A 17,799-nucleotide genomic window follows, 5' to 3' on the forward strand; every position below is an offset into this window, starting at 1 on the left:
CAGCCTGCTTGCCGGCGATGGCGGCCTCAAGAGCCCCATCGCCGGCAAGCAGGCCCTTGTAAGAAGCATGACCCAGCGCAAACACACGCCCCTCTCTTGCGGTAAACTGGACGCCGAGATTTTTCCCGGAGGTCAGCATGACTACCCAACGTCACTACTCGCCGATTGACCGACTGCTGCTGCAAGCCGACACGGCCATGCGCACGCTGCTACCTTTCAGCGGCCAGCCGTATCGCCCATCACCGGCCATCGTGCAACCCGAAGCGCAAATGAGCGAGACTGATACCCGTCATGTAGCCGGCCTGATGCGTATCAACCATACCGGTGAAGTCTGTGCCCAGGCGCTGTATCAGGGCCAGGCCTTGACTGCCAAGCTGCCGCAAGTACGTGCCGCCATGGAGCATGCCGCCGAGGAAGAAATCGACCATTTGGCCTGGTGCGAACAACGTATCCGCCAGTTGGGCAGTCACCCCAGCGTGCTGAACCCACTGTTTTATGGTTTATCGTTTGGTATCGGCGCCGCTGCTGGCTTGATCAGCGACAAGGTCAGCCTGGGCTTCGTCGCCGCGACCGAGCATCAGGTATGCAAGCACTTGGATGAGCACCTGGAACAACTGCCGGCCGAGGACGAAAAGTCCCGGGCGATTCTTGAGCAGATGCGTATCGACGAAGAACACCACGCAGAAAGCGCGCTGGATGCCGGCGGCTTCCGCTTCCCGGCACCGGTAAGGTTTGGCATGAGCCTGATGGCCAAGGTCATGACCAAAAGTACTTACCGCATTTAAACCCCACACGAACATTGTAGGAGCGAGCTTGCTCGCGAAAAACTCAAGGACACCGCGGGCAGCCTGACTAAACCCGTTATCGTTGGCGTTCTTGGCGAGCAGGCTCGCTCCTGCCAAAGGTCAACCCAGCTCAATGATCTCGTAATCATGAGTAATGGCCACACCGGCCGCGCCGAGCATGATCGAGGCCGAGCAATACTTCTCTGCCGACAGTTCGATAGCCCGCTTGACCTGCGCTTCCTTCAGCGCGCGCCCCTTGACCACAAAATGCATATGGATCTTGGTGAATACCTTAGGGTCTTCGGTAGCGCGTTCGGCCTCCAGAAAGGCTTCGCAGCTTTCCACCGCCTGGCGCGACTTCTTCAGGATGCTGACCACATCGAAGTTACTGCAGCCGCCCACGCCAAGCAGGAGCATTTCCATGGGCCGTACACCCAGATTGCGACCGCCGGCTTCCGGCGGGCCATCCATGACCACCACATGGCCGCTGCCCGATTCACCGAGGAACATGGCTTCGCCCGCCCATTGGATGCGTGCCTTCATCGCCCAGACTCCACTGCTAAAAAAGGGGCGCCAGCTTATCACAGGCCCCCGCGAGCGCAGTGTTCTGCCGCAAGACCATCAACAGTAGGCCTTGATAGATAAATTCCCTGATCGAGTCAGAATGTGTCTGTTAAGCTGGCGCCAAATCAATGGCGCATTGCCATCCACTGGATGGACCTCGCTCGATAAAAATACAAGCCCAACCACACCGTGCAGTCTTTTCGGGATACAACCATGGTTGCTGTTACCCCCACACCCAAGATCAAGAACCTAGATAAGTTACTGACCCATTGCCAACGCCGGCGCTACCCAGCCAAGCAGAACATCATCTGCGCCGGGGAGCGCTCGGAAACCCTGTTCTTCATTATCAAAGGTTCGGTCACCATTCTGATCGAGGATGAAGACGGCCGCGAAATGATCATCGCCTACCTCAACACTGGTGATTTTTTCGGGGAGCTGGGGCTGTTTGAGCAAGCCGGCAAAGAACAGGAGCGTAGCGCCTGGGTAAGAGCCAAGATCGAGTGTGAGGTCGCGGAAATCAGCTATGCAAAATTTCGCGAGCTGGCCCAACAAGATCCGGAAATTCTCTATGCCCTGAGCGGCCAGATTGCCCAGCGCTTGCGCAACACCACGCGCAAAGTCGGCGACCTGGCGTTCTTCGATGTCACCGGGCGCGTCGCCCGCTGCCTGCTGGAGCTGTGCAAGCAGCCAGATGCCATGACCCATCCCGACGGCATGCAAATCAAGGTCACTCGCCAAGAAATCGGGCGGATCGTCGGTTGTTCGCGGGAGATGGTCGGTCGAGTGCTCAAGGATTTGGAGGAGCGCAACCTGGTTCACGTCAAAGGCAAGACGATGGTGGTGTTCGGCACCCGCTAGGGCGCAAAGACCTGCGCCAGCATCTGCCGGTACAAAGCATCGAGGCGGCTGATCGCATCCGGCGCAGCAAAGGCTTCATGCAGGGCGATATGGCTGTCGGCACGAACCCGTTGCTCCAGGCCACACGCCTGGTTGAAGCGATTGACCGCAGCAATCAGTTCTTCGCGATGGTTATCCAGCAACAGTGCGCCATGCACCAGGCCCACCGGGCGCCCACCACTCTGGCGCCAGCGCTGGGCAGTACCGACCATTTTGCGTCCGTCGAGATTGACGTTATAGCGGCCATCGCAAAAGGCGCCGGCGATTTCGCCTACAGAAGCATCGCCCCCCAACTCAGTCAGTAAATCGCAGATAGGTTGGCACAGACGCAAGTACCCGGTTTCAATCCGGCCCTGGTCGCCTTCACTGCGCGGCGGTGCGTAGACCAGAGCAATATTGACCGTGGCGCTCGATTGCGGCACCGGTTCACCGCCGGTTTCCCGCAGCAATACCGGCCAACCGTGGGCGGCCGACACTTGGCTCGCCGCTTCAAACGCAGGCAAGCGGCTCAGGCGGCGAGGCATCACCAATGCCTGGTCGCTGGGCTGCCAGAACAGCAGCCCGAATGATTGCTCACCCGCACAGACGGCGGCCAGCAAGTCCTGCTCGGCGGCAAGGCCTGCCTCAACGGTCATCGCTACGGGCTGGATCATCGGGCATTTACCTCTCTGAATAAACACAAAAGCAAATGTGGGAGCGTTTCAAATCAATCCAGCGTCGAACCGCTGACCGGCACACCACGCTCCGGGAAAAACAGGCGCTGCAACTCAGCCCCAGGATTTTCCGCACGCATAAAGGTTTCGCCGACCAGGAACGAGTAGACGTCGCTGATTTCCATCAGCTCCACATCCGCACGATTGACGATCCCACTCTCGGTAATCACCAGGCGGTCGCGGGGAATGCGCGGCAGCAGGTCCAAGGTGGTTTCGAGGTTGACTTCAAAGGTGTGCAGATTGCGGTTGTTGACCCCAACCAGCCGTGTATCGAGGGTTTTCAGTGCGCGCTCCAGCTCGTCACCGTCGTGGACTTCAACCAGCACATCCAGGCCCACGCCTTTGGCAACTGCCGCCAGTTCGGCCATCTTTACGTCGTCCAGCGCCGAAACGATCAGCAGCACGCAATCGGCGCCCAATGCCCGGGCCTCGACGATCTGGTACGGGTCGATCATGAAGTCCTTGCGGATCACCGGTAACTTGCACGCGGCGCGGGCTTGTTGCAGGTAAGCGTCGGAACCTTGGAAGTAGTCGATGTCAGTCAGCACGGAAAGACAGGTCGCCCCGCCCTTCTCGTAACTGGCAGCAATTTCTGCTGGCACGAAGTGCTCGCGAATCACACCTTTGCTCGGCGAGGCCTTTTTAATCTCTGCGATCACCGCCGGCTGCTTGAGCTTGGCCTGGGCGATCAGCGCATTGGCGAAGCCGCGCGGCGCATCGGCGCCTTTCGCCAGGCCTTCTAGCTCGGCCAGGCTCACGCGGGCGCGGCGCTCGGCCACTTCTTCGACTTTGCGGGCGAGGATGTTTTCCAGGACTGTTGGCACACTCATCCTTCATTCTCCATTTTGAATACGGCCGTGAATGCTCCCAGCTCTTCGAGCTTTTCGCGAGCCAGCCCCGTATGCAGCGCATCGTGGGCTAAGGCGACACCTTCTGTAAGACTATAGGCGTGATCGGCTGCGTAAAGTGCCGCGCCAGCATTCAGAACAATCATCTCAGCCGCTTTCTGGCCGTTTTCAGTCTTGCGGCGCCCCAGGGCATCGCGAATCAATTCCAGGGAGGCCGCCGGGCTTTCCACCGCTAGGCCATGCAGGCTCTGGCTCTTCATACCCAGATCTTCTGGCTCGACCCAGTATTCGGTGACTTGGTCGTTCTTCAGCTCCGCCACAAAGGTCGGGGCCGCCAGGCTGAATTCATCCAGGCCGTCCTTGGAGTGCACCACCAGCACATGCTTGCTGCCCAAGCGTTGCAGGACTTCGGCCAATGGCCGGCACAGCGCCTGGCTGAACACGCCCACCACCTGATGTTTCACACCGGCCGGATTCGTAAGCGGGCCAAGCATGTTGAACAGGGTACGCAGGCCCAGATCCTTGCGAGGGCCAGCGGCGTGCTTCATCGCTCCATGGTGGGACTGGGCAAACATAAAGCCGATGCCAACGTTATCGATGCAGCGCGCCACCTGCACCGGTGTCAGATTCAGGTAGATACCGGCCGCTTCCAGCAGGTCGGCACTGCCGCTCTTACCCGATACCGCGCGGTTGCCATGCTTGGCCACGGTGCAGCCAGCGGCCGCCACCACAAAGGAAGACGCCGTCGATACGTTGAAGATATTCGCACCATCGCCGCCGGTGCCGACCACATCGACTACACCGTCGAGGGTCTTGAGTTCGACCTTGTCCGCCAACTCGCGCATCACCGAGACGGCGCCGACGATTTCGTCGATGCTCTCGCTCTTCATGCGCATGGCCATCATAAAGGCGCCAATCTGCGCATCGGTGCATTGACCGGTCATGATTTCGCGCATGACATCGCTCATTTCAGCGGTGCTCAGGTCCAGATGGCCGACGATACGGCTCAGGGCAGTCTTGATATCCATGGAAAGTCCTTAGCGCGTGCCGCCGCTCTGCTTGAGAAAGTTGGCGAACAGCTCGTAGCCCTGCTCGGTCAGAATCGATTCGGGGTGAAATTGCACCCCTTCGACATTCAGTGTCTTGTGCCGCAGGCCCATGATCTCATCGACCGAGCCGTCTTCCAGTTGGGTCCAGGCCGTCAGTTCCAGGCACTCGGGCAGGGTTTCGCGCTTAACCACCAGTGAGTGGTAGCGGGTCACCGTAACCGGCAGGTTCAGGCCCTGAAACACGCCCAGGTCACGGTGAAACACCGGGCTGGTCTTGCCGTGCATCACCTGGCGGGCACGCACTACATCGCCACCAAACGCCTGGCCGATGGATTGGTGGCCCAGGCAAACCCCGAGAATCGGCAGCTTGCCGGCAAAATACTTGATCGCTTCAAGGGAAATTCCCGCCTCGGTCGGCGTGCACGGCCCGGGCGAAACGACAATGCGCTCCGGGTTCAAGGCCGCAATCTGCGCCACGGTCATTTCATCGTTGCGCACCACCTTGACCTCGGCACCGAGTTCACCCAGGTACTGCACAACGTTGTAGGTAAAGGAGTCGTAGTTATCAATCATCAGCAACATGTGGGTTCAAACCTCTTGAATTCACTGATTTCAAATGACCGCCTTCCAAGAGAGTGACCCGCTGCCAGACGCACTTTCCAGTTGCCAGGATTAGCCGGCAAGGGGCGTCGAACAAAGGGTGAAGAAGGCAAATCGGTACAGGTCCGGCCGGGCCGGCAGAGAAAATTCAGGCGCGCCAACGCCAACGGGCGTGTGCCTTGACTACTCGCATCAAGAGTTTGCTGATGATCAACACGGGGAGGGTCTCATTCATACGTTCCCGCACAGTAACGTAGCCTCGCCGACGGTGCAATATGGAGCAGCAAATACGGGGTTGATGACCGAGGGTTTGTAAGAAAAAACGTTTTTCCTCGCGGAAAACTCCCACTACATTGCTAGTGTTCCACTTCCGATACAAAAACAATCACATGGAATTGCGTATGCTCAGACCATCTTTTGTTGCGCCCCTTGCCGGCTGCCTCTTGGCACTCGCCTGCGCGCAGGCGTTTGCAGCACCTTCACCTTATTCAACCATGGTCGTTTTCGGCGATAGCCTGGCCGACGCGGGCCAGTTTCCCGATGGTTTGTCTGGCGCCAGCTTGCGCTTCACCAACCGTACCGGTCCGACCTTCCAAGGCGACTATGGCCTGGTGTCATCAACCCTGCTGGGCTCGAAACTGGGCGTAGCGCCAAACGACCTGAATGCCTCCACCTCGCCGGTTCGCGCGGCACAAGGCTTGCCCGACGGTAATAACTGGGCGGTCGGCGGCTACCGTACCGATAATATTCTGGATTCCATCACCTCGGTCTCCAACACCGCGATCCCACCCGGCAATGCGGGCGCTGGCACTGTGTTGCGCAGTCGCCAGGGTTATCTGCCGGCAAACGGCGGGCGCGCCGACCCTAACGCGCTGTATTTTCTGTCAGGTGGCGGTAATGACTTCCTGCAACAGCGCGTCGGTAGCCCGGGCGACGCCGTTGCCGCAGGTGGGCGCCTGGCCGACAGCGCCCAAGCCCTGCAACAAGCCGGCGCGCGCTACATCATGGTGTGGATGCTACCCGACCTGGGCCTGACACCTGCCATCAACGGCACACCACAGCAGGCAGCGACCTCCGCCCTGAGTAATATTTTCAACCAGGCATTGGTACAACGCCTGTCGCAGATCGATGCCCAGATCATCCCGTTGAATATTCCACTGTTGTTGCAGGAATCCTTCGCCGACCCGGGCCGATTTGGCCTGGCGACCGGGCAGAACCTTACCGGCACCTGCTTCAGTGGCAACAGTTGCACCGCTAACCCGGTCTACGGCATTGGCGGCACCAACCCGGATCCGACCAAGTTGATCTACAACGACTCGGTCCACCCCACCGTCGCCGGGCAGCGCTTGATCGCCGACTACGCCTATTCACTGCTCGCCGCCCCCTGGGAGCTGACCTTGTTACCGGAAATGGCCCAAGGCACCCTGCGTGCGCACCAGGATGAATTGCGCAACCAATGGCAAGCGGACAATGACAACTGGCAGGCAGTCGGCCAATGGCGCGCCATTGTGGCCGGCGGTGGCCAGCGCCTGGACTTTGATGATCAACGCAGCTCCGCCAGTGGCGACGGCAGTGGCTATAACCTGAATGTCGGTGGCAGCTATCGGCTCGACGACAGTTGGCGCGTAGGTGTTGCAGCCGGGTTATATCGCCAGACCCTCGAAGCCGGCGCCAGCGACTCGGACTACAAGCTCAACAGCTACATGGGCAGCGCATTCGCGCAGTATCAGCACAATCACTGGTGGGCCGATGCCGCGCTGACCGGTGGCCGCCTGGACTTCGACAGCCTCAAGCGCAAATTCGCCCTGGGCGTCAGCGAAGGCTCCGAAAAAGGCAACACCGACGGCTGGCTCTGGGCCTTGAGCGGCCGTGTGGGTTATGACATTGCCGCGGTCGGCAGCGATTGGCACCTGTCACCGTTCATCAGCGCCGACTACGCGCGGATCGAAGTCGATGGCTACGGGGAAAAAGGTAGCCGCTCCACCGCATTGACCTTTGATGACCAGCAACGCGACTCCAAACGCCTGGGAGTTGGCCTGCAGGGCAGCTACCGGGTCACCCCGCAAACCCAGGTGTTTGGCGAAGTGGCTCACGAGCATGAGTTTGAAAACGACACCCAGAGGGTGAACATTTCGCTCAACAGCGTGCAGGGGATCGACTTCAAGCTGGACGGCTACACGCCCCGCAGCAATTCAGACCGCCTGAGCCTCGGGGTCAGCCACAAGCTGACCCAGGAGCTGGCGTTGCGGGCGGCCTATAACGTAAGGAAGGATGACAGCCTGACCCAGCAAGGAGTCAGTGTCGGGGTGAGCCTGGATTTCTAATACGGTCGCAAGTCCAACGTAAAACCAATGTGGGAGCGGCGGTGCGACGATTCGACTTGCCCGCTCCCACACAAACCCGCCCCACAGTTGGATCTGGACCGGCCGTCAGTCCTGCGGGGTCTGCTCGGCCAACGCCACCGCGCGGAACATCGCCCGGCGCTTGTTCAGGGTTTCTTCCCATTCCAGGGCCGGTACCGAGTCAGCAACAATCCCGCCGCCCGCCTGCACATGCAGTTCGCCGTCCTTGATCACCGCCGTGCGGATCGCAATGGCGGTGTCCATGTTGCCATTCCACGCAAAATAGCCCACGGCGCCGCCGTAGACACCGCGTTTGACCGGCTCCAGCTCGTCGATGATTTCCATCGCGCGGATCTTCGGTGCACCAGACAAGGTGCCCGCCGGCAGAATGGCGCGCAGCGCGTCCATTGCCGTCAGGCCGGCCTTCAGCTCGCCGGTAACGTTGGAGACGATGTGCATCACGTTGGAATAGCGCTCGATCACCATTTTCTCGGTGAGTTTCACCGAGCCGATTTCCGAAACGCGCCCGGTGTCGTTACGCCCCAGGTCGATCAGCATCAAGTGCTCGGCGATTTCCTTGTCGTCAGACAGCAGGTCTTCTTCGAGCGCCAGGTCGGCCTCTTCGGTCGCGCCACGGGGGCGGGTGCCGGCAATCGGGCGCACGGTGATCAGGTTATCTTCGACACGCACCAGCACTTCTGGCGAGCTGCCCACCACGTGGAAGTCGCCAAAGTTGAAAAAGTACATGTACGGCGTCGGGTTGAAGCAGCGCAGCGCCCGGTACAGGTCGATGGGCGCCGCCTTGAAGTCGATGGACATACGCTGCGACGGCACCACTTGCATGCAGTCACCGGCAAGGATGTATTCCTTGATGGTATCCACCGCACGCTCGTAGTCATCCTGGGTAAAGCTTGAGCGAAACACCGGATCGGCCGCCGGCGGACGGCTGAGGTCCAGGCCGCGACGTGGGGTGATCGGTTGACGCAGCTTGTCCAGCAGGGCTTCGAGGCTGGCCTGGCCTTGCTCGAACGCATCGGCCTGGGCCGGGTCGGCGAGGACGATCGCGTGCATCTTGCCGGCCAGGTTGTCGAACACCACCACCGCGTCGGAAACCATCAGCAGGATATCCGGCACCCCCAACGGATCGGGGTTCGGGCATTTGCCCAGGCGCTGTTCCACATAACGCACGCAGTCGTAGCCGAAATACCCCACCAGGCCGCCATTGAAACGCGGCAGGCCAGGAATGGTCGGCACGTTGTAGCGCGCTTTGAACGCTTCGACGAAGGCCAGCGGGTCTTGCACATCGTGGCTTTCGATCTCGACGCCGTCATGGGTGATGCTGACGTGATGGTCATGCACCCGCAAGACCGTGCGGCACGGCAGACCAATGATCGAGTAACGGCCCCACTTTTCACCGCCCTGCACCGATTCCAGCAGGTAGGAATTGGGCTCGTCGGCCAGCTTCAGGTAGATCGACAGCGGCGTATCGAAGTCGGCCAGGGTTTCCCGGGCCATGGGGATGCGGTTGTAGCCGGCAGCGGCCAAACGCAGGAATTCTTCGCGGATCATGAGGTGCCTCGTGGCGTGAGGGTCTAACGGTCAGGTATGCAAACGTGCCGCAGCGCGGCCAGGATCAGTCAGGCGCGCCAACGCCAGCGGGCCAGGGCCTTGATGACTTTCATCCAGAGTTTGCGAGTGACCACCACGATGGGATTTCCAGAAGGGGATGGGACAGCGTCGGGCAACGTTATCTCAGCGCCCGCTCCCAAGCAACCGGGGATTAGCAGTCGCAGGTCATCAATGACCAGCGCCGGCGACTCTTCAGCAATCGGCCGGCCATGGTTGTAGCCGTAGCTCAGGGCTACGCACTGCACGCCCGCCGCTTTTGCCGCCAGCACATCACTGCGCGAATCACCGACAAACAGCGATTGGGACGCCGGGATGTTGGCCATTTTCATCACAAAGAACAGCGCCGCTGGATCGGGCTTTTTCTGCGGCAGAGTATCGCCGCCGATGATCCAGCGGAAATACCGGCCGATCTTCATCTGGTCCAGCAGCGGCGCGACGAAGCGTTCCGGCTTGTTGGTGATCAGGGCCATTTCCACGCCCTGCTTGTGCAGCCACTTGAGGGTATCGCGTACGCCGGGATAGACCACGGTCAGTTCGTGGCCGTCTTCGTAGGCGGCGTTGAACAATTCCAGCGCGTGCTCGGCCTCCACGTCATCCACGCCCTCGGCATCGATGTGATTGGCCAGGGCCCGGCGCACCAGCATCTGCGCGCCGTTACCGACCCAGTCGCGCACCGACTCGACACCTACAGGTTTACGCCCCAGCTTGAGCAACATGTGGTCCACTGCAGCCGCCAGGTCCGGCACCGAGTCGACCAGGGTACCGTCCAGATCGAACATCACCAGCCGTGGCAATTTACCGGGGAACAGCTGCTCAAAACCGCTCATGGACGCGCCAGCGCCAGTTCTGCACGCATCTTGGCGATCACCGCCTGATAGTCAGGGGTGTTGAAGATCGCCGAACCGGCGACGAAGGTGTCGGCGCCCGCCGCCGCGATGTCACGGATGTTGTTGACGTTGACCCCACCGTCGATCTCCAGGCGGATATCGCGGCCAGAGGCATCGATCAACGCACGAGCTTCACGCAGCTTGTCGAGGGTGCCGGGGATGAACCTCTGCCCGCCAAAGCCTGGGTTGACGCTCATCAGCAAGACCATGTCGACCTTGTCCATCACGTACTTGAGCGTGTCCAGCGGCGTCGCCGGGTTGAACACCAGCCCAGCCTTGCAACCGCCTTCGCGGATCAACTGCAGGGAGCGGTCGATGTGCAGCGTGGCTTCCGGGTGGAAGGTGATGTAGGTCGCACCGGCTTCAATGAAGTCGCCGATGATGCGATCCACCGGGCTGACCATCAGGTGCACATCGATAGGCGCGGTCACGCCGTACTTGCGCAGCGCTGCGCAGACCATCGGGCCGATGGTCAGGTTCGGCACATAGTGGTTGTCCATGACATCGAAGTGTACGAAGTCGGCACCGGCGGCCAACACGTTGTCCACTTCCTCACCCAGGCGGGCGAAGTCGGCGGAGAGGATCGATGGAGCAATAACGAAGGGCTGCATGACGCACCTTTTCTGAGCTAAATCACGATGGCGCGCATTGTATACCTCATGCTTTGCTGCGCGCACCGTGACCTGACTCAATGGCTAATAGGCGGCGCGGTAGATTTTCTCGATATCCGCCGCGCTGAGCTTGCGCGGGTTGTTGCGCATCAGCCGCTCGATTCCCGCTGCCTCTACCGCCATGGCCGGGATCGCCTCCTCCGGCACGCCGAAGCTGCGCAGGCCTTGGGGAATTTCCACTGCGGCACATAGCCGCGTCATCGCCTCCACCGCCTGGTCGGCAGCGTCGTTGAGACTCAAGCCGCTGACATTCACGCCCATGGCCTGGGCAATGTCCTGCATGCGCTCGACACAGGCCAGCTTGTTCCAGTGCATCACATAGGGCAGCAACAACGCGTTGCTCACTCCATGGGCAATATTGAAGCGACCGCCCAGCGGATAGGCCAACGCATGCACCGCGCCCACCCCGGCATTGCCGAACGCCATGCCAGCCATCAGGCTGGCGGTGGCCATATCGTCACGCGCCTGCAGGTGGGCCGGGTTGGCATAAGCCTTGGGCAAAGCCTTGGCTATCAACTTGATCGCACCGATGGCCAAGGCATCGGTGATCGGCGAGGCGTTCAGCGACAGATAGGACTCGATGGCATGCACCAGCGCATCCACACCACTGGCGGCCGTGACACTGCGCGGGCAGGTCAGGGTCATTTGCGGGCTGATCAGCGCGACATCCGGCAGCAGATAGTCACTGACGATGCCTTTTTTCAATTGCGCGGCCTTGTCCGAGAGAATCGCCACATTGGTCACTTCCGAACCGGTGCCGGCCGTGGTGGGAATCGCTATCAGCGGCGGCCCCTTGCGCGGCACCTGGTCCACGCCGAACAAATCCGCCAGGGCGCCGTGATAACCGGCATAGGCGGCAACACTCTTGGCGATATCAATGGCGCTGCCACCGCCCACGCCGATCAGGCCGTCATGCCCGCCTTCACGGTAGACCTGCATGCAGTCTTCGACGATGGCGACCTCCGGGTCGGGCAGCACCCGGTCGAAAATCTCGTAGGGGCGATCACCCAACTGCGCCAACGCCAGTTGCACCGTACCGGACTTGACCAGCGCGGCATCGGTGACGATCAGCGGGTTATCGATATCCAGCCGGGTCAACTCGGCGGCCAATTGCTCGATGGCGCCTGGGCCGGTGAGCAGTTTGTGGGCGATCTTGAATGAGGAGGTACTCATGTGCGCGGCCTCTTATAAGTTGGGGGCTGGCACAAGAATAGCTGGGGAATGTGGGTTGTCTGCCATTCAGCGGCTGAATGGTCGGATGACTCCAGGCGGGCACGGTCACTGTAGGAGCTGGCTTGCCTGCGATGGTATCGGCTCGGTGTGTCAGGTGTACCGAGGTGATGCCATCGCAGGCAAGCCAGCTCCCACAGGTGATCGGGTTTCAGCAGTCAGACCTGGGCGGTGCGCAGTTTTTCGCTACGCCCACGCAGCCATTCCAGGGTCAGCAGCAATACCACTGAGAAGGCAATCAACAAGGTTGCCGCCGCGGCGATGGTCGGGCTGAGGTTTTCGCGGATGCCACTGAACATCTGCCGCGGCAAGGTCGCCTGCTCGGGCCCGGCGAGGAACAGCGTCACCACCACCTCATCGAAGGACGTGGCAAAGGCAAACAGCGCCCCGGAAATAACCCCCGGCGCAATCAGCGGCAGCGTCACCCGGCGAAAAGCAGTCAACGGCGATGCACCCAGGCTAGCCGCCGCCCGCACCAGGTTATGGTTGAACCCCTGCAAGGTCGCCGACACCGTGATGATCACAAAGGGCACGCCCAACACCGCATGCACCACGATCAGCGAAAAGAAGCTGTTGCCCAATCCCAGCGGGGCAAAGAACAGATAACTGGCCACGCCGATAATCACCACGGGCACCACCATCGGCGAAATCACCAGGGCCATCACCAGCGCCTTGCCGGGGAAATGGCCACGGGTCAGGCCGATGGCCGCCAGCGTACCAAACACCATCGCCAGCACCGTCGCGGCCGGGGCGACGATGATGCTGTTCTTCAAGGCGCGCATCCATTCCGCCGAAGCAAAGAAATCCTGGTACCAGTGCAGCGAAAACCCCTGCAACGGGTACACCAAAAAACTTCCGGAGTTGAATGACAGCGGGATAATCACCAACACCGGCAGGATCAGGAACAACAGGATCAGGCCGCAGAGGATCCGCAAGCTGTAGAACCACACCCGTTCGATGGGTGACATGTAAGGACTGCTGGACATATCAGGCGCTCCTCAGCTCAGACGCAGGCGGCTGGCGCCCACCAGCCAGTTGTAGATCAGGTACAGCACCACGGTCGCCAGCAGCAGCAAGCCGCCCAGTGCAGTGGCCATGCCCCAGTTGATGCTGGTGTTGGTGTAGAACGCCACGAAGTAGCTGACCATCTGGTCGTTCGGGCTGCCCAGCAGCGCCGGGGTGATGTAGTAACCAATCGCCAGGATAAACACCAACAGGCAACCGGCACCGACGCCCGCATAGGTCTGCGGGAAGTACACCCGCCAGAAACTGGCAAACGGGTGACAGCCCAGGGAAATCGCCGCGCGCATATAGGTCGGGGAAATACCCTTCATCACGCTGTAGATCGGCAGAATCATGAACGGCAGCAGGATATGCACCATGGAGATGTAGACCCCGAGCCGGTTGAATACCAGTTCCAGGGGTTTATCGATGATGCCCATGCTCATCAGCGCACCGTTGATCAAGCCGCCGGACTGCAGCAACACAATCCACGCAGCGACCCGCACCAGCACCGAGGTCCAGAAGGGCAGCAACACCAGGATCATCAACAGGTTGCTCTGGCGCGCCGGCAGGTTGGCCAGCAGGTACGCCAGCGGATAGGCCAGCAGCAGGCAGCACACGGTAATCACCAGGCCCATCCAGAAGGTGCGGGCGAATATATCGAGGTAGATCGCCTGGTCCGGCGTGGCCGGGGCGACTTCGCCCAGGTCGTCGATCCGATGATCGACCGCCGCCAGCAGGTAATAAGGCGTCAGGCTGCTGGTATTGCGGCGGATTGCCTGCCAGTACGCGGGGTCGCCCCAGCGTTCGTCGAGGTTTTCCAACGCTTCTTTATAAGAGGCCGGCACTTCGCTGAACGGCAGCGCCCGCGCGGTTTTGGTCAGCAGGCTGCGATAGCCCGCCAGTTCCATGTTCAGGCGCTTGGACAAATCGCCCAGGGTCTGGTTTTTGCGGGCTTCGCCCAAGTCCTCGCTGACAGCCTGGTACACCGGCTCGCCGGGCAGGCCGCGACCATCCCAGGCCGTCACCGCCACCACGGTACGCGGCAGACCGGCGACCACTTCCGGGTTACCGACGCTTTTATAGAGCAGCGCAACGATGGGCACCAGGAACACCAGCAGCAAAAACACCACCAGTGGCGCGATCAGCGCCTGGGCCTTCCAGCGGTTAAGCCGCTCGGCGCGCGCCAGGCGCTGCTTCAAGCTGGGGGTGGTGACCTCGTTCGAGGGAACGGCGATGGCCATGGCAAACTCCGGAAAATCTACTGTTGAGGCCCCTGTAGGAGCCGGCTTGCCGGCGATGGCAGCGTCTCGGTGTTCAGGTGTACCGAGGTGATGCCATCGCAGGCAAGCCAGCTCCCACAGGGGTTATGCGGCGCGGCTTATTGTTTGGCAGCCCAGGAATTGAAGCGCTGCTCCAACTGCTCGCCGTTATCCGCCCAGAAGCTCACATCGATCTGCACCTGGTTGGCGATGTTTTCCGGAGTGGTCGGCATATCCTTGAGGATGTCCTTGGCCAGCAGCGGTACTGCCTGGGTATTGGCCGGGCCGTAGGCGATGTTTTCCGAATAGGTTTTCTGCTGTTGCGGTGCGACGGAGAAGGCGATGAATTTCTTCGCCGCCTCAGCGCGCTCCTTGCTCAGGCCCTTGGGGATCGCCCAAGCGTCGAAATCGTAGATACCGCCGTTCCACACCACTTTCAGGTTGCTCTCTTTTTGCACAGCGGCGATCCGGCCGTTGTAGGCCGAGCTCATGACCACATCACCTGAAGCCAGATACTGCGGCGGCTGTGCGCCGGCTTCCCACCACTGGATCGACGGCTTGAGCTCATCGAGTTTCTTGAAGGCGCGGTCCTGACCATCTTTGCTGGCCAGCACTTTGTAGACATCCTTGGGCGCCACGCCGTCGGCCATCAGGGCGAATTCCAGGGTGTATTTGGCGCCCTTGCGCAGGCCACGCTTGCCCGGGAAGTTCTTGGTGTCCCAGAAGTCTACCCAACTGGTGGGCGCAGTCTTCAGTTTGTCGGCGTTGTAGGCCATCACCGTGGACCACACAAAGAACCCCACGCCGCAGGATTGGATCGCGCCTTTCACATAGTCGTCGGGGTTGCCGAACAGTTTCGGGTCCAGCGGTTCGAACATGTCTTCGTCACAGCCACGGGACAGCTCCGGCGACTCGACTTCCACCAGGTCCCAGGACACGCTCTTGGTGTCGACCATGGCTTTGACCTTGGCCATCTCGCCGTTGTACTCGCCGGCGATGATCTTGCCGTGGCCCGCGCTTTCCCACGGGGCATAGAAGGCCTTGACCTGGGCCGCCTTGTTCGCGCCGCCAAACGACACCACCGTCAGGTCGGGACCTGCCATGACCTGTGAAGCACCCGCCAGGCCAATGGCCAGGGCGGTCAATTTCAGGGATCTCAACATTTATTGTTCTCTCCACGTGCAGGGTTGGGTGAAGCCAAGGGGGCGATCAATTCGCCTCTAGAAGTGGGTCGAGTGCGCGAACGTGCTCGACTTGCCAGCCAATCGGAACCACGTCGCCGACCGTCAGTGCCGGGTCCAGCTCGGCGATCGGTTGTTTCACAAAGAAATCAGCCTTGCCGCAGACTTCCAGGCGCACACGTACGTGATCGCCCAGGTAGATGAATTCGGCCACCCGGCCCGAGAAGCGGTTGCTGCAGCTTTCGCTGGAGCCGTTGAGGCTGACCCGTTCCGGGCGCACCGACAGGGTCACCGGGCCGCCGATCTGCCCGACATTCACCGCCAGCGCCTCGACCTTCTCGCCCCGCGCCAACTCGACTACGCAACGCTCACCGGTGTGGCTGTGCAGGCGGCCGTTAAGGCGGTTGTTCTCACCGATGAAGTTGGCAACGAAGGTGTTTTTCGGCTCTTCATACAAAGTGCGCGGCGGTGCGATCTGCTGGATCTCGCCTTGGTGGAACACCGCCACGCGGTCGGACATGGTCAGCGCTTCCCCTTGGTCGTGGGTTACGTAAACCACGGTCACGCCGAGGCGCTGGTGCAGGTGCTTGATCTCCATCTGCATGTGTTCACGCAGCTGTTTATCGAGGGCGCCGAGGGGTTCATCCATCAACACCAACTGCGGCTCGAATACCAATGCACGGGCCAGCGCCACCCGTTGTTGCTGGCCGCCGGAGAGTTGCGCGGGGTAGCGCTGGGCGAAGGCGTCGAGTTGCACCATGCTCAGCACGCGCTTGACCCGCTCACTGACGTCGGTCTTGCTCAAACCCCGGACTGTCAGGGGGAACGCCAGGTTCTCGGCCACGGTCATGTGCGGGAACAGCGCGTAATTCTGGAACACCATGCCAATGTCGCGCTTGTGCGGCGGCACATTGTTGATCGAGCGTCCGGCCAGGAGGATTTCCCCGGCGGTCGGCGTTTCAAAGCCCGCCAGCATCATCAGGCTGGTGGTCTTGCCCGACCCGGACGGGCCTAGCAGGGTCAGGAACTCGCCTTTGCGAATGTCCAGGTTGAGGTCTTTGACGATCAGGTTCTCGCCGTCGTAGCTCTTCTGCACACCACGAAAGCTGACCAGCACATCATTTGAATCCACCTCGCTCATACCCGCACCTTTGTGTTTTGGACTGCTGTGGAGCTAGCGTAGTCCAGGCGCAAGCCCCCGGAAATCGGGGCGCAAGAGAGATTGGCATCAGCGCGGTGGAAGGTTCGGGGTAGGGATTGCCCTACACGAATGGCGGGCATGGGACAGTTGCGCGGCAAGGTCGACGAGACAAGCCGCAAGCCTGGGCTGTGGGGTGCAGCTGGGATGTCGCAAATAGATATGCCTCTGTAGGCGCTCGGCTTGCCGGGCGCCTACAGGAGTTTGTGCTCCATGGCGTATTTCACCAGTTCTGCCAGGGAGGTGATGTTGAGCTTCTGCATCAACCGCGCCTTGTGGGTACTGATGGTCTTGCTGCTCAGGGCCAGTTGCTGGGCAATATCGTTGACATTGGCGCCCTGGGCCAAGCGCTCGAACACCGAGAACTCACGCTCGGACAACAGCGAGTGCAAGGGCCGGGCATCGGTGAGGCCGACTTCGAACACCATGCGGTCCGCCAGGTCTGGATCGATATAACGCCCGCCTGCGGCCACCTTGCGAATTGCCGTCAACAGCAGCGCCGGATCACTGTCCTTGGTTGCATAACCTGCCGCGCCGACCTTCAACGCCCGGGCAGCCATTTGTGCCTCATCATGCATCGACAGCACCAGGATCGCCGGCGGATTGTTCAGCGCACGGATTCGTGCAATCGCTTCCAGGCCGTTGACCCCGGGCATCGAGATATCCAGCAACACGACCTCGCATGGTGTGTGGCGCAAGGCTTCCAACAGCTGCTCGCCGTTCCCCGCCTCGCCCACCACCAGCAGATCCTTGGCCAGGCCGATCAACTGCTTGATGCCTTCACGGACGATGGTGTGGTCTTCGGCTACCAATACGCGGATCACGGGACTTTCCTCTCTATAACGATTAAACGCCGATATTCAAAATGTGGGAGCGGGCTTGCTCGCGAAGGCGGCGTGTCAGTTGACTTATGTGTAACTGATACACCGCCTTCGCGAGCA

At 60.7% G+C, this 17,799-nt stretch carries 17 protein-coding genes; 3 read left to right on the forward strand and 14 right to left on the reverse strand.

What is annotated here, in order from left to right; all coding sequences use genetic code 11:
• Positions 1-137 precede the first annotated feature (137 nt).
• Complete coding sequence (gene coq7, locus JTY93_RS24215; RefSeq protein WP_029296753.1) at positions 138-785, forward strand: 2-polyprenyl-3-methyl-6-methoxy-1,4-benzoquinone monooxygenase; 648 nt, start codon at positions 138-140, stop codon at positions 783-785.
• 120 nt (positions 786-905) lie between these two features.
• Here coq7 and JTY93_RS24220 read toward each other — a convergent pair whose 3' ends face one another.
• Complete coding sequence (locus tag JTY93_RS24220; RefSeq protein ID WP_005792019.1) at positions 906-1,328, reverse strand: OsmC family protein; 423 nt, start codon at positions 1,326-1,328, stop codon at positions 906-908.
• Positions 1,329-1,562: 234 nt separating this feature from the next.
• On the opposite strand from JTY93_RS24220, the gene crp reads away from it, so the two are divergent.
• Positions 1,563-2,207, forward strand: a complete 645-nt coding sequence (crp, locus tag JTY93_RS24225) for a cAMP-activated global transcriptional regulator CRP (RefSeq protein ID WP_169997905.1) — start codon at positions 1,563-1,565, stop codon at positions 2,205-2,207.
• Here the strand turns inward: crp and JTY93_RS24230 are convergent.
• Genes JTY93_RS24230 through JTY93_RS24245 form a run of 4 tightly spaced genes read right to left on the reverse strand, consistent with a single transcriptional unit; the run spans position 2,204 to position 5,438 of the window.
• Positions 2,204-2,899, reverse strand: coding sequence for a lipoate--protein ligase family protein (locus JTY93_RS24230; protein WP_205477949.1), 696 nt, complete (start codon positions 2,897-2,899; stop codon positions 2,204-2,206). The two genes, crp and JTY93_RS24230, sit on opposite strands and share 4 nt — an antisense overlap.
• Positions 2,900-2,952: 53 nt before the next feature.
• Positions 2,953-3,789: an indole-3-glycerol phosphate synthase TrpC gene (gene trpC / locus JTY93_RS24235; RefSeq protein ID WP_205477950.1), complete on the reverse strand. Its 837-nt coding sequence runs from the start codon at positions 3,787-3,789 to the stop codon at positions 2,953-2,955.
• Positions 3,786-4,835 carry an anthranilate phosphoribosyltransferase gene (gene trpD / locus JTY93_RS24240; RefSeq protein WP_032858515.1) on the reverse strand — a complete coding sequence of 350 codons (1,050 nt, stop codon included), beginning with the start codon at positions 4,833-4,835 and terminating at the stop codon, positions 3,786-3,788. Before trpD ends, trpC begins: the two co-directional genes overlap by 4 nt.
• 9 nt (positions 4,836-4,844) lie before the next feature.
• Positions 4,845-5,438 carry an aminodeoxychorismate/anthranilate synthase component II gene (locus JTY93_RS24245; RefSeq protein ID WP_029296765.1) on the reverse strand — a complete coding sequence of 198 codons (594 nt, stop codon included), beginning with the start codon at positions 5,436-5,438 and terminating at the stop codon, positions 4,845-4,847.
• 419 nt (positions 5,439-5,857) lie between these two features.
• Between JTY93_RS24245 and estP the strand changes: the two genes are divergently transcribed.
• The gene (gene estP, locus JTY93_RS24250) at positions 5,858-7,780 is read left to right on the forward strand and encodes an esterase EstP (RefSeq protein ID WP_205477951.1); all 1,923 of its coding nucleotides are present in this window, start codon (positions 5,858-5,860) and stop codon (positions 7,778-7,780) included.
• A gap of 105 nt (positions 7,781-7,885) precedes the next feature.
• On the opposite strand, the gene trpE is transcribed toward estP, so the two are convergent.
• The 9 genes from trpE to JTY93_RS24295 form a co-directional block, all read right to left on the reverse strand.
• The gene (gene trpE, locus JTY93_RS24255) at positions 7,886-9,367 is read right to left on the reverse strand and encodes an anthranilate synthase component I (RefSeq protein ID WP_205477952.1); all 1,482 of its coding nucleotides are present in this window, start codon (positions 9,365-9,367) and stop codon (positions 7,886-7,888) included.
• Between the two features lie 68 nt (positions 9,368-9,435).
• Complete coding sequence (locus tag JTY93_RS24260) at positions 9,436-10,254, reverse strand: phosphoglycolate phosphatase (RefSeq protein WP_205477953.1); 819 nt, start codon at positions 10,252-10,254, stop codon at positions 9,436-9,438.
• Complete coding sequence (gene rpe, locus JTY93_RS24265; protein ID WP_205477954.1) at positions 10,251-10,925, reverse strand: ribulose-phosphate 3-epimerase; 675 nt, start codon at positions 10,923-10,925, stop codon at positions 10,251-10,253. The genes JTY93_RS24260 and rpe overlap by 4 nt, the downstream gene beginning before the upstream one ends.
• Positions 10,926-11,009: 84 nt before the next feature.
• Positions 11,010-12,158, reverse strand: a complete 1,149-nt coding sequence (locus tag JTY93_RS24270) for an iron-containing alcohol dehydrogenase (protein WP_205477955.1) — start codon at positions 12,156-12,158, stop codon at positions 11,010-11,012.
• A 215-nt stretch (positions 12,159-12,373) separates the two neighbouring features.
• Entirely contained in the window at positions 12,374-13,201 is an 828-nt protein-coding gene (locus JTY93_RS24275) for an ABC transporter permease (RefSeq protein ID WP_029296783.1), read from the reverse strand.
• 12 nt (positions 13,202-13,213) lie between these two features.
• Entirely contained in the window at positions 13,214-14,461 is a 1,248-nt protein-coding gene (locus tag JTY93_RS24280; protein ID WP_169997924.1) for an ABC transporter permease, read from the reverse strand.
• Between the two features lie 137 nt (positions 14,462-14,598).
• The gene (locus tag JTY93_RS24285) at positions 14,599-15,642 is read right to left on the reverse strand and encodes an ABC transporter substrate-binding protein (protein WP_205477956.1); all 1,044 of its coding nucleotides are present in this window, start codon (positions 15,640-15,642) and stop codon (positions 14,599-14,601) included.
• 46 nt (positions 15,643-15,688) lie between these two features.
• Positions 15,689-16,801 (reverse strand): ABC transporter ATP-binding protein, encoded by a 1,113-nt coding sequence (locus JTY93_RS24290; RefSeq protein WP_029296791.1) that lies wholly within the window; start codon positions 16,799-16,801, stop codon positions 15,689-15,691.
• Positions 16,802-17,052: 251 nt separating this feature from the next.
• Positions 17,053-17,682, reverse strand: coding sequence for a response regulator (locus JTY93_RS24295; protein ID WP_029296794.1), 630 nt, complete (start codon positions 17,680-17,682; stop codon positions 17,053-17,055).
• Positions 17,683-17,799 lie beyond the last annotated feature (117 nt).

Source organism: Pseudomonas hygromyciniae, from assembly GCF_016925675.1.
Lineage (GTDB): Bacteria > Pseudomonadota > Gammaproteobacteria > Pseudomonadales > Pseudomonadaceae > Aquipseudomonas > Aquipseudomonas hygromyciniae.